The 11,995-nt window shown below is 65.6% G+C and carries 12 protein-coding genes; 7 read left to right on the top strand and 5 right to left on the bottom strand.

Features of this window, described 5'->3' with window-relative positions:
* Positions 1 to 155 precede the first annotated feature (155 nt).
* From SPR01S_RS16500 to SPR01S_RS16490, 3 genes are all read left to right on the top strand, one after another.
* Complete coding sequence (locus SPR01S_RS16500; RefSeq protein WP_066591354.1) at positions 156 to 887, top strand: Bax inhibitor-1/YccA family protein; 732 nt, start codon at positions 156 to 158, stop codon at positions 885 to 887.
* A 143-nt stretch (positions 888 to 1,030) separates the two neighbouring features.
* The gene (locus tag SPR01S_RS16495) at positions 1,031 to 1,297 is read left to right on the top strand and encodes a hypothetical protein (RefSeq protein WP_245662055.1); all 267 of its coding nucleotides are present in this window, start codon (positions 1,031 to 1,033) and stop codon (positions 1,295 to 1,297) included.
* Positions 1,298 to 1,524: 227 nt separating this feature from the next.
* A complete protein-coding gene (locus SPR01S_RS16490) occupies positions 1,525 to 2,079 on the top strand; it encodes a hypothetical protein (RefSeq protein ID WP_066591361.1) in 555 nt (184 codons plus the stop codon).
* Between the two features lie 26 nt (positions 2,080 to 2,105).
* Here the strand turns inward: SPR01S_RS16490 and SPR01S_RS16485 are convergent, their stop codons facing one another.
* The 3 genes from SPR01S_RS16485 to SPR01S_RS16475 all read right to left on the bottom strand — a co-directional run bounded on the left by SPR01S_RS16485 (position 2,106) and on the right by SPR01S_RS16475 (position 5,393).
* Positions 2,106 to 2,855 (bottom strand): extensin-like domain-containing protein, encoded by a 750-nt coding sequence (locus SPR01S_RS16485; protein WP_066591351.1) that lies wholly within the window; start codon positions 2,853 to 2,855, stop codon positions 2,106 to 2,108.
* Entirely contained in the window at positions 2,852 to 3,610 is a 759-nt protein-coding gene (locus tag SPR01S_RS16480; protein ID WP_066591349.1) for an NUDIX hydrolase, read from the bottom strand. The genes SPR01S_RS16485 and SPR01S_RS16480 overlap by 4 nt, the downstream gene beginning before the upstream one ends.
* 289 nt (positions 3,611 to 3,899) lie before the next feature.
* Positions 3,900 to 5,393: a S41 family peptidase gene (locus SPR01S_RS16475; protein ID WP_174531905.1), complete on the bottom strand. Its 1,494-nt coding sequence runs from the start codon at positions 5,391 to 5,393 to the stop codon at positions 3,900 to 3,902.
* A gap of 100 nt (positions 5,394 to 5,493) precedes the next feature.
* Between SPR01S_RS16475 and dinB the strand changes: the two genes are divergently transcribed.
* Positions 5,494 to 6,570 carry a DNA polymerase IV gene (gene dinB, locus SPR01S_RS16470; RefSeq protein WP_066591341.1) on the top strand — a complete coding sequence of 359 codons (1,077 nt, stop codon included), beginning with the start codon at positions 5,494 to 5,496 and terminating at the stop codon, positions 6,568 to 6,570.
* A gap of 193 nt (positions 6,571 to 6,763) precedes the next feature.
* Here dinB and SPR01S_RS16465 read toward each other — a convergent pair whose 3' ends face one another.
* Both SPR01S_RS16465 and SPR01S_RS16460 read right to left on the bottom strand, forming a co-directional pair.
* On the bottom strand, positions 6,764 to 8,080 hold the full coding sequence (locus SPR01S_RS16465; RefSeq protein ID WP_066591339.1) for a sensor histidine kinase: 1,317 nt from the start codon (positions 8,078 to 8,080) through the stop codon (positions 6,764 to 6,766).
* On the bottom strand, positions 8,070 to 9,449 hold the full coding sequence (locus SPR01S_RS16460) for a sigma-54-dependent transcriptional regulator (RefSeq protein ID WP_066591338.1): 1,380 nt from the start codon (positions 9,447 to 9,449) through the stop codon (positions 8,070 to 8,072). Before SPR01S_RS16460 ends, SPR01S_RS16465 begins: the two co-directional genes overlap by 11 nt.
* 308 nt (positions 9,450 to 9,757) lie before the next feature.
* On the opposite strand from SPR01S_RS16460, the gene SPR01S_RS16455 reads away from it, so the two are divergent.
* From SPR01S_RS16455 to SPR01S_RS16445, 3 genes are read left to right on the top strand one after another with little or no spacing between them, the layout of a single operon-like run.
* Complete coding sequence (locus SPR01S_RS16455; RefSeq protein ID WP_066591337.1) at positions 9,758 to 9,982, top strand: hypothetical protein; 225 nt, start codon at positions 9,758 to 9,760, stop codon at positions 9,980 to 9,982.
* On the top strand, positions 9,979 to 11,304 hold the full coding sequence (locus SPR01S_RS16450; RefSeq protein WP_066591336.1) for an efflux RND transporter periplasmic adaptor subunit: 1,326 nt from the start codon (positions 9,979 to 9,981) through the stop codon (positions 11,302 to 11,304). The genes SPR01S_RS16455 and SPR01S_RS16450 overlap by 4 nt, the downstream gene beginning before the upstream one ends.
* A 5-nt stretch (positions 11,305 to 11,309) precedes the next feature.
* Positions 11,310 to 11,990 (top strand): ABC transporter ATP-binding protein, encoded by a 681-nt coding sequence (locus SPR01S_RS16445; protein WP_066591359.1) that lies wholly within the window; start codon positions 11,310 to 11,312, stop codon positions 11,988 to 11,990.
* Positions 11,991 to 11,995: the final 5 nt, after the last annotated feature.

The raw sequence follows: 11,995 nt of genomic DNA, 5'->3' as shown, positions 1-11,995 counted from the left end.
GGGCCGGTGCCGTCTCAGCAAAGCTGAAAACGACTCTCACCCCATTCCTCGATTGTTTCCGAATGTTGCTGAGTGTCGTGTTTCGCTTGAATAGCGCACCAGGACCAACGATATTGGCCGCATCCGGCCGTTGTGGCCGGGCAAAGGAGTTTTCGATGGCCAATTGGTCTGACCCTCGTCCCGGTTTGGCGCCCTTCGGCGCAGCCACAGACGCACGCGGTGCTGCGTATGACGCGGGGCTGCGGTCGTTCATGCTATCCGTCTACAATTACATGGCCTCGGCCGTGCTGCTCTCCGGTATCGTCGCGATGGCCTTCGCGATGAGCGGAATGGCGGCGCAGGTGTTCATCGGCGGCGGTATCCTCAAATGGGTGATCACGCTGGCGCCTTTGGGCTTCATCCTGTTCATGAATTTCAAGCAGATGAGCAACAGCGCGCTGCAGGCCACTTTCTGGGGCTTTGCGGTGGTGATGGGCCTCAGCCTGTCGACGGTCTTCCTGGTCTATTCGCCGCTGGCGATCGGTCAGGCGTTCTTCGCCAGCGCCGCCGGCTTCGCGGCGCTCAGCCTGTGGGGCTACACCACAAAGCGTGACCTGACCGCGATGGGCTCTTTTCTGATCGTCGGCCTGGTCGGCCTGATCGTTGCGAGCTTGGTCAACCTGTTCCTGCAGTCGGGGCCGCTCGGCCTGGTGATCAGCGCGGTCGGCGTGCTGATCTTCGCCGGCCTGACCGCTTGGGATACCCAGCGGACCAAGGCGATGTATAGCTACGTTGCCGGAACTCAGGAGGAAGGCCGCGCCAAGATCATGGCGGCGACCAGCCTGTATCTCGACTTCGTGAACATGTTCCTGTTCATCCTCCGTCTGTTCGGCTCGAGCCGCAACTAACCGGACGCGACAGCGACACGGAAAACGGGCCCGGCGGAGCGATCCGCCGGGCCTTTTCTTTGGAACACGACCCGAGGCGACACGTTTTGCCTGCGTAACATCAGGTTCCATGCGGGGCCGAGTAGGAGGGTGAAGTGACCGACATTCCAGCGACCGATCGCGATCGGCAGGGCGACAGCGCCGAGCATGTCGCCCAGGACCCCCGCCAGGACGCCGGCCAGGACAAATCGATCGAGAAGCGCCTGCAGAAGAACCCCGAAAACGAGGATGCCCAGCTCGACCGGGGTCTCGACGAATCTATGGACGCCTCGGACCCGCCCTCGGTGACGCAACCCGGCGACAAGGGCGAGCCGCCCAAATCCTCGGGCTTCGACCAAGCGGCGGAGGCGGAGCGCCAGCAGGACAGCTGAAGCGCTGCCCATTGTGGGCAGGGAATACCGGCGACGTAACGAAGCGTTGCTCAAAACCCTCACTTGCCGACAGATATGCGCGTCGGCCTCGCTTCGTCGCAAACTTTGTTGCGCCGCAACACGCTCTGTGATTCCATGCTTAACGCAGGGCGACGACGCGTTAAGCATGGCGTTAACCATCTGAGCGCATCATGCCCTTCCATTGGTAAGCGGGTGGGGTGTTCGAGATGAGTGCCAGCAAGAGACCGGCCGACGGCGCGATGACATTGGCCGAGATTAAGGAATTCGCGGGCTTTTCCGCAGCGACGCAGCGTTACGTGCGCCGCAGCCTGGATGTCGGGCTTGAGCGTGAGGATGCGCTGTCGCGCTGGTCGCGCGATACTGTCGAGGCGGCGTCGATCCGCGCTCAGGCGCGGGTCTATGACCGGCTCGACGAGATCCGCACGATCGTGCCCGATGATAGCGGGCTCGACTCGGTCGAGATTTTCATGGCGCCGCTGATCACGGTTAGCGCGTTCGACCTGGGGCAGGGGCGGCTGACCACCTTCTCGGCCTATCGCTTCCTCTACGAGCGGCTGATCGGCGCCGAAGTCCGGCCGTGGCTGCCCGGCGCGTTCTGCGCGGCGGCGGCGTTGCCGCACCTTCATCCCGATCTGCGCCGCAAGCTGCTGCAGTCGATCAGCGAGGCTGCGGCGACCGCGTCCGGCTGGTCGAACCGCCAGCCGAGCTTCTTCCCGGCCTGGGTCGAAAAGGTCGATACCTCGGCAGCCTTGCCGAACTGAACTTCCTCAGGCGGGCCTGACGCGCTTCAGCGACAGGCCCGCCACCCGCCGCGCGGCTGCTCGTCGAGATGCAGGTGATCGTGATGCGCGACGTTATAGTCGGGAGACAAGGTGGTCGAGAACAGCCCGCACGCTCCATCGCGAACCTCGCGCAGGAATGCCGCTTTCTGGTCCTGACCCCGCCAGTCGCGCGCGACCGTGATCCGCCGCCCATCCGCCAGCACGAAGCCGGCAATGTCGATCGCGCGCGCATAGGAATGCTGGCTCAGATGCGTGCTGCCGGCGATCGGGCGGCAATTGTACGTTCCGAAATGCTCGAACGTCGCGACCCGGCTGCCGAAATGGCGCAACGCGGCCGGCTGGACGACATCCCATTCCCATATCGATAGCGCCGCGGCGACCGAGCACGCCATGCCCGGTTTAACCGGATCGAACCCGATCGCCCGCGCGCCGCCGGGATCGAGCCGCACGGCGTCGGCATAGCCGCATTGCCCTTTGTGGATCGGCTCGAGATCCGCGAAGCGCACGCCGGCACGCTCCAGCAACATCCGGCATTGCGGATAATCGCCGTCGAGCGCGGCGAGCTTGCTCCCGGTGAACCATCCGACCGGCTGGCCGAGATCGAGCGGCGTCCAGGGCAGGCCCTGCGGCCGGTTACGGAAATGGAGCACGCCGAGCGCCACGACGAACGCAGCGGCGAAAACGGCGAGCGTGATCCAGCCGCGCCGCTGGGCACGGCGCGTTCGGCGCGCACGGCGCCTGCGGCGGCGTGTCATCCCCGCATTGCCGAATGCAGGATTTCGCTCGTGACCGGGTAGTCGAGATCGTCGGGGATGCAGAGATGCGGTATGCCCTCGCGGTCTTCGCTCCACGGCGTGATCGTACGCGGCGGAAAGGCGTGCGCGGCCGCGACTGCTTCGCCGAAGCTGGAATATTGCGCCAGCCGCTCGAGGTTGCGGCGCGTCGGGAAAATCACCGTCGCGCGGCCAGCATCGCATTCGGCCAGCACCTCGGCCGCGCTCGCCCAGAACAGGCGCACATTCTCGGTCGCATCGACTGTCGCCGCCGCGGCGTCTTCAGGCGCGCGCGCGAGATAGAAGCGCGTGTCGAAGATCCGCATATGGGCATGGGCGGGCAGCCAGCGGGCGAACCAGGTCAGGGCATCGAGATCGATCGACAGGCCATGCCGATCGAGCAGCAATCCGAACGCTTCGCCGGCATGGAGCCCTTCGCGCAGCGCCGTCAGCGTGGCGGCATCGGGCGCCGGGCTGAGCCCGACCGGAACGCCCGCTTCCTCGATCGTTTCGCGGATCGCGGCGATGCGCGACGGCGCGTCCTCGGCGTCGCGACCGAGTTCGGCCGCCAGCGCCTGGTCGCCCGGATCGACTCGCCCGCCGGGAAAGACCAGCGCACCGCCGGCGAACACCATCGCCTTGGCGCGCTCCACCATCAGGATCTCCGGCGGCATGCCGCCGCGATCGCGCATCAGAACCAGGGTCGCGGCGGGGATGGGTGATTGGCTTTCGGGCATTGCCGTCAACTTAGGCCGTAGCCAGCCAGCCGCAACCTTTAGCAGATAGCGCGGTCGCTTCCGGGACGGCTCGCAGACGACGATGGACGGCGTTCACCTTGTCCAATCGTCATGCCGGGCCTGTCCCGGCATCCACCGTGCTGCAAGCGCGGAGCAAGAAGCTCGCGGACAGGCTCAGCTGCTCCGTGGATGCCGGGACGAGCCCGGCATGACGGTTGGAATTTAGACATGCTCGGGGCAGAAAAGCGATTGATTGCCTTTCGCTTTGTTCTCTCGCGCCGCCCCCGCCCTAGAACAGTCCAGGTACTTCACGCTGCGGGGTCGATGGCCGATCGGGCGTCAGTAATTGCCGCGATTGCTGGCTTACCGGAAGCTGGGCCTTGCTCACCTGTGGTGACACGCCGGGCGCGCTGGCGCTGGCGGTCACCGGCGTGCAGCTCTTGCCCTTGAGATAGTCGAGCGCGCGGCGCGTCGATTGCTCGTTCGGGTCGCCCAGCTGATAGGAAATGTCGTCGCCTGCCTGGCAGCTCGCCTCCATGAAGCTGGCGAGCCCATCATAATAGGCGCCGTTATGCGCCGCGTTCTGGATCGCGAAGGCGATGACGCGGAAGCGGTCGTCGCACGCGCTCTTGTCGATCGCGATCTGGCCGACCGGCTTGCCATAAGTGTTGGAGCCGATCAGCGCGGCGTTGGCGTGGAGATAGGGCACCATGCCGTTGATCACGAGCTCGCTCGCCGACGCGGTACCGCCGCCGCCGATGAACGCGATCTTGGTCGGCGCGATCGACTGCGACATCGGCGTGAAGGTGTGGTTGCTGTTCTGCGCCGATTTCTCGGGGCGGAAGGTCATATATTCCCACACGTCGGTCGGCGCGCGATTGGCCCCCATCAGGTCGCCCATCAAATCGGCGACCGAGATCAACCCGCCGCCATTGTAGCGCAAATCGATGATGATGTTGGTGATGCCGTTGGTCCGGAACCGCAGGAAGGCGTCTTTCAACGGCTGCTCGGCCGGATTGATGAAGGTCCTGAGGTTGATATAGCCGAATTGCTGCCCGCCATCGGAGATAATCTTGGCGCCATAGCGGCTCGACACCGGGTCGAGCGCGAATTCGGTCTTGGTTATCGTGACGGTGCTGGTGGCGCCGGTCAACGATACGACACGCAGCACGCGCGACGTGCCGACGGTGTCCGGGCCCAGCGCATCGGTCAGTCCGGCGGATCCGGATGTCGTCATGATGTCGCTGACGCTGCGCAGGTTCGAACTGCTGGTGCCGATCGCCGTGATCTCGGTGCCGCGGTCGATCCCGGCCGCCAGCGCAGGCCCGCCCTCGAACGCCTCGGTCACGAACAGGCGGTTGGTACTGGTCAGCCCCAGGCGGATGCCGAAGCCCGCGCTCGATCCCGAATTGTAATAGGCGTCCTCCTGGGCGATCGACGTCAAATAAGTGAAATAACGATCCTTGTGCTGCGCGCGCGCGGTCGCGGTCAGCGCGTCGATATAGTCCTCTACCGACGTATAGGGCGTCGGATCCAGGCTCGCCGGCAGCGTGTCGGGGAACAGATACCATTCCTTGAGCTGCGCGAAGGCCCAATCCTGGCGCTCGCGCAACGTGCAGCCTGCGGCGGTTGGCGTCGGAGTCGCGGTAGGAGTGGGGGTCGGAGTCGGTGTCGGGGTACCGCCCGTGCCGCTGGCGGGTCCGCCACCGCCGCCGCCGCAACTCGAAACCATCGCGAGCGCGGCGATCGCACTCAAGCCCCTGCCGAAACGACTATTTCTCATACGACCCCTCTCAACTCGGCGCCCCCTGCGAGCTCCGGCGCCACCCTGCGCCGGTCGTCGACGGTTGCCAAGGGCCTGACCCTGCGTCATTTCGTCCGATATGACGCGAAAGATCATCCATATCGACATGGATGCCTTTTTCGCCTCGGTCGAACAGCGCGACGACCCGGCGTTGCGCGGGCGGCCGGTGGCGGTGGGATCGGCGACCGGCCGAGGCGTCGTTGCGGCGGCAAGCTATGAGGCGCGGACATTCGGCGTGCGATCGGCAATGCCCTCGGTCGTCGCCTTGCGCCGATGCCCCGATTTGATCTTCGTGCCGCACCGCTTCGACGTCTATCGCAGCGTGTCGCGCCAGATCCGCGACATCTTCGAGGATTATACTCCGCTGGTCGAACCGCTCTCGCTCGACGAAGCCTATCTCGACGTCACCGCCAATCTGCGCGAACTGCCGTCGGCGACCGCCACCGCGCGGGAAATTCGCGCGCGCATTTTCGAGGCGACCGCGCTGACCGCGTCAGCGGGCATTTCGTACAACAAGTTCCTCGCCAAGCTCGCCTCGGATCACAACAAGCCCAATGGGCAGTTCGTCATCCCGCCGGGGACCGGAGCGGATTTCGTCGCGGGACTGGAAGTCGGGCGGTTCCACGGCATCGGGCCGCGCACCGCGGAGAAGCTCAACCGGCTGGGGATCGTGACCGGCGCCGATCTGCGCGAGCGCGATCCGGCATTCCTCCAGGCGCATTTCGGCAAATCGGGGCTCTGGTATCACAAGATCTCGCACGGCGAGGACGATCGCGCGGTCACCCCCGACCGGCCGCGCAAATCGTCGGGATCGGAAACCACGTTCGAACAGGATCTGACCACACCGGACCAGGTGCTGGAGCAGGTCCGGCGGATGGCCGATCAGGTCTGGTCTTGGTGCGAGCGCACCAAGACGACGGGCAAGACCGTGGTGGTGAAGGTCCGCTACGCCGATTTCCGTATCGTCACGCGGAGCAAGACGTTGAGCGGCGCTATTGCCAGCCATGCCGACCTGATCGCGGTGGCCGAGCGGCTGGTGGCGACATTGTTTCCGTTGCGCGCGGGCATCCGGCTGGTCGGCGTGACGCTGGCGACACTGGAGGAAGCGGGGGCGGGGGAGCCGGAGTTGGATCTGCTTTCCGACGCGCGAGGTTAAACGCTTCCCCGGCGAAGGAGCGCTGGGTCGGGCCGTCCCCCTGGACGGCCCTTGAACGTGCGGGGCACGTTCAACCCAACGCTGGCCCAGTTTCGTGCCTTCAATTGGTGCGCGATTCGCTCTCGCGGATCATCCGCCGCAGCTGGGCCCCGGCCTTCGCCGGGGAGGTGGCAGTGCTGAAGCAGGCGCTGCTCTAACGAACGAACAGCCGGAACTCGGCGCCGCCTTCCGGGCCCTCCCCGACCTCGATCGTCCAACCGTGCGCGATGACGATCTGGCGGACGAGGTTGAGCCCGACCCCCGTTCCTTTCGCGCGTGTCGTGAAGAACGGCAGAAAGATGTCGCTGCGCATCGCCTCGGGAACGCCCGGGCCGCGGTCGGCGACGAGAATGCGTGTCCCCGCCGCGTCGCTGAGCAACCGCAATTCAACCAGCAGATGCTCGTCGCGCTCGCGCGTCGCCTGGGCGGCATTGCGCAACAGGTTGATCAAAGCCTGGGCCAGCAGATCGGGATCGGCGTCGAGTTCGAGATCGGCTGTCACCTCGGTCTCGAGCGTAATGTCGGGCCATTCGGCGGCGAACAGGCGTTCGAGGTCGCGGACGAACGCCGCCGCCTTGAACCGCTGGCGGCGTGGGTCGGGGACATGCGCCACCGCACGGTAGGAGCGGATGAAATATTCCAGCCCCTCGGCGCGTCGGGCGAGTGTCCCCGCCGCGGTGCGGGCGAGATCGAGATCGGGCTCGGGTTCGGCGAGCACTTCCGCGGTGCTCGATGCCAGCGAGGTCACCGGCGTCAGCGAATTGAGGATCTCATGCGTCAGCACACGGACCAGATCGGTCTGCGCCGCCATTTCGATCGCATCGAGCGTCCCCTGCACGGGCTCGACCGTGATCGCGCGCGTCGTCAGCCCGAGCCGCTCCAGCGAGGCATTGCGCACGATCGCCCGCTGCGGCCCGGTCGCCGATCGCAGCAACAGCAATTCTGCGGCCGGCGCGGCGCCATCGGCCAGGCGCGCCGCGAAGGTTTCGCCATAAATGGTGAAATCTTCGGGCCGCGTGCCCTGATGTGCGGCGAACAGGCGCCGTGCGGCCTTGTTGACCAACGTCACGCCGTGATCGGCATCGACCGTCAGCAACGCTACCGGCACATCGTCGGTCAGCGCTTCGAGGAACCGCAATTCCTCGACCGTGCGGTCGCGTTGCGCCTGCAGCCCGCGCATCGCCGCGTCTAGCGCGCCGCCCAGCGTATCGAACCCGGCGCCGCCGCGGCCGTCGAACCGGGTCGAGAAATCGCCATAGCGCAAGGCCTCGACGAAGCGCGCGACGGTGCGGTTGGTGCGGTCGATATGGTGAAGCAGGCCACCGACCATGCCGAGCACCAGCAGCCCGGCGACGATCCTGACCGCGGCAAGTCCCGGGGTCGCGATCGCCACCGTCAGCGCGATCAATGCGAGCAGGCAGGCGACCAGCCAGCCAACCAGGATCAGCGCGAAGCGGCGATCAAAGCCCATGCTTCTCCATTCGGCGATAGAGCGCGGCCCGCGACAAGCCTAATTCGTGCGCGGCGGACGAGATGTTGTAGCCGTGCTTTTTCAACGCTTCCTCGACCAACCGCCGCTCGACCCGATCGAGATTGAGGTCCGACACCGCCGGCTCGGCGGTGACTCGTGGCGTCGCCGCCGGGGCGAGGGCGAAGGCATCGGTCTCGAGCGGGCCATCGCCCGCCAGGATCACCGCGCGCTCCACGGCATGACGCAGCGCGCGGACGTTGCCGGGCCAGTCATGCGCGACCAGCGCTCCCAGCGCCTGTGGCGACAGTTCGGGCCGCGGCCGTTTGTAGCGCTCGGCATAGAGCGTAAGGTAGTGATCGATCAGTGCCGGCACGTCCTCGCGGCGATCACGAAGCGGCGGCAGGTCGATCTCTACCGTGTTGAGCCGGAACAGCAGATCCTGGCGGAAGTGGCGCTCGTCGCGCAGCATCGCCGGGGTCATGTTGGTCGCGGCGATCACCCGGATGTCGACCGGTATCGGCTGGTTCGCGCCGACCGGAGTGACCTTGCGCTGTTCGAGCACGGTCAGCAGCTTGGGCTGCAAATGGAGCGGCAAATTGCCGATCTCGTCGAGGAACAAGGTGCCGCCATCGGCCGCCTGAATGCGGCCGATGCGATCGGTGCGCGCGTCGGTGAAGGCGCCTTTGACGTGACCGAACAATTCGGAATCGATCAGTTCGGTAGCGATCGCGCCAAGGTCGACCGTGACTATCTCGCGGTCGGCGCGGTGCGACTGCTGATGCAGCGCGCGCGCGACCAATTCCTTGCCGGTGCCGTTTTCGCCGAGCACCAGCACATTCGCTTCGGTCGGCGCCGCGCGGGCGATCAGCGAATGGACGCGCGCCATCGATGGAGCGCTGCCGATCAACGGAGACGGTCCGCGCGCCGCGCTCGACGATGCCGGTGTCGGCGCAGGCGCGTCGGCGGCGGAACGCGATCGGCGCAGCGCGGCGGCGGTGCGCACCGTCTGGACCAGGCGCTCATTTTCCCACGGCTTCGACACGAAATCGGTCGCGCCGCGCTTCATCGCCTCGACCGCGACATTCACACCGGCATGGGCGGTGATCATCACCACGATCGCTTCGGGATCGTTGGCGAGCAGCCGGTCGAGCAGCGCCAGCCCCTCGCGCGCATCGGTCGCGCCACGCGCGAAATTGGCGTCGAGCAGGATGACGTCGGGCTGGCGTCCCGCGGTCGCGGCGATCGCGCGCTCGGGCGAGGATACCGTGATCAGCTCGCGAAACAGCCCACGCAGCGCGAGCCGCGCCGCTATCAATATGTCTTCGTCGTCATCGACGATGATGCAAAGATCGAATTCCGCCGTCGCCATTGCCCGCTTCCGTACAGCTGGTGTCCGGAACCGGACAATCAAAATCCGTGCCAGAGGTGAAAGCTCCCAATCCTCCCTACGCGTAGCGTGGGGAGGGGGACCGCTCGGCGGAGCCAAGGGGTGGAGGGGCCGAAGCGGCGCAGCCGCGAGGATGATGCTCGAGATTTTCCCCTCCACCAAGCCGCTTCGCGTCTTGGTCCCCCTCCCCATCTGCGATGGGGAGGATTGTGGTTGTCCAGCACCCTCCAAAACCCAATTGGCACGCATCCTGCTGAGGGACTGGCGGACCAACAAGGTGGACAGATCCGATGAAAGACACGGCAGCCAACTGCAAACTCCTCACGGTGCTCGTGTTACTCGGCGCGAGCTGGGTGCTGTTCTTTCAGCCGGCGTCGCACTGGAGCGCCGCGATCCAGATTTCCTCGGTCCGGATCGCCTTCTCGCTCCAGAGCGATACTGTCCGTTTCCGGACACCCGTGTCCGGAAACGGACACTCTTTATTCCTGCTGCAGATCGGGAGCGAGCGTTCGTGAATATCGCGTCGTTGAAGGCGGCGTCGTCCGCCACCACTGACCGGGCGGTCAGCGGCAGCCAGATGGACAAGGTGGTCGAGCGCCGCGGGCTGTCGCGCAACGTCAAGATTGCGATCGGCGCCGGCGCGATGCTGGTGCTCGCCTTGCTGTTCTGGTGGTTCATGCCCGGCGCTGGATCGCAGACGGTGACCAAGAACAGGCTGACGATCTCGACCGTGCAGACCGGGCGGTTCGAGGATTTCATCCCGTTGCGCGCCAAGGTCACGCCGCTGCTCACCGTCTATATCGATTCGATCGAGGGCGGACGGGTCGACAAGGTGCTGGTCGAGGATGGCACCGATGTCGTCGCCGGCCAGCCGATCGCGATGCTGTCCAACGCCGAACTTCAGCTCTCGACGCTCGCACGCCAGACCGAGGTCGAGCAGCAGATCAACAATATGCGCAGCCAGGAGCTCGCGCTGTCGCAGACCCGTTTGGCCAACGAACGCGCGATTCTGGATGCTCAGCTCGCGCTCACCACCGCGCGCCGTCAATATGAGCGCGAGGCGCCGCTCGCGGCGAAGGGCTATGTGTCGGGCAAGCAGTTCAACGACACGACCGACAATTACCAATATCAGCAGCGCCGCCTCGCCGTGCTTCAACGCAGCCAGGCAAGCGACGAACGGCTGCAGTCGGGCCAGCTCGATCAGCAAAAGGCATCGATGAAGTCGATGTCGGCGGGTCTGGGCATCGCGCGCACCAATCTCGACGCGCTCAATCTCAAGGCGCCGGTCACGGGCAAATTGTCGGGCTTCTCGATCCAGATCGGCCAGTCGCTCCAGCGCGGCGAACGGATCGGCCAGATCGATTCGCCGGGCAGGAACAAGCTCCAGGCCGGCGTCGACGAATTCTATCTCGGCCGCGTCCAGGTCAATCAGTCGGCGAGCGTCGACTGGAACGGCAAGACCTTCCGCGCGCGGGTGATGAAAATCTATCCCCAGGTGCAGAACGGCCAGTTCCAGGTCGACCTGCAATTTCTCGGCGACGAGCCGCAGGGCGTGCAACGCGGCCAGACGCTGCAGGCGAAGCTGACCCTGGGCGATCCGGCGCCGGCCAAGCTGATCCCCAATGGCGCCTTCTACAACGAAAGCGGTGGCGCTTATGTGTTCGTCGTCGCACCCGACGGCAACACCGCGGTCAAGCGCCAGGTCCGGCTCGGCCGCCGCAATCCCGATTTCATCGAAGTGCTCGACGGGCTCGATGCCGGCGAGCGCGTCATCACCAGCCCTTACACCGGTTTCGCCGACAAGGATCGGCTCGACCTTTCGAACGCGAAGGAGTGAATCTGATGCTGCATATGCGTGCCTTGTCGCGGACCTACCGCACCGACACCGTGGAAACCACCGCGCTCGACGCAATCGATCTCGACATCATGCCCGGCGAATTCGTCGCGATCATGGGTCCGTCGGGCTGCGGCAAGTCGACCCTGCTCAATCTGATGGGCATGCTCGATAGCCCGACCAGCGGCAGCTATGTGTTCGACGGCAAGGAAGTCGCCGGCCTGTCCGAAGCCAAGCTCGCCGATGTGCGCAAGGAATCGATCGGCTTCATCTTCCAAAGCTTCAACCTGGTCGACGAATTGTCGGTGCGCGAGAATGTCGAGCTCGCCTTGCTCTATCATGCCGTACCCGCCGCCGAGCGCCGCCGCCGCACCGAGGAAGTGATGGACCGTGTCGGCATCGCCCATCGCGCGCGGCACTTCCCGAGCCAACTCTCAGGCGGTCAGCAGCAGCGCGTGGCGGTCGCCCGTGCGCTCGTCGCCGAGCCCAAATTGATCCTGGCCGACGAACCGACCGGCAACCTCGACACCAATCACGGCGAGGAGGTGATGAAGATGCTCCAGACGCTGAATGCGCAAGGGTCGACCATCGTCATGGTCACGCACTCGCCGTCACATGCCGATTACGCGAGCCGCGTGGTCAACATGCTCGACGGCCGCATCCTCCAGGAACGGCGCCGCGCGGCCTGATCCTC

This window comes from Sphingomonas pruni NBRC 15498 (assembly GCF_001598455.1).
GTDB lineage: Bacteria > Pseudomonadota > Alphaproteobacteria > Sphingomonadales > Sphingomonadaceae > Sphingomonas > Sphingomonas pruni.
The sequence above is the reverse complement of the archived record's forward strand: the minus strand, read 5'-3'. Positions and strand labels throughout refer to the sequence as shown.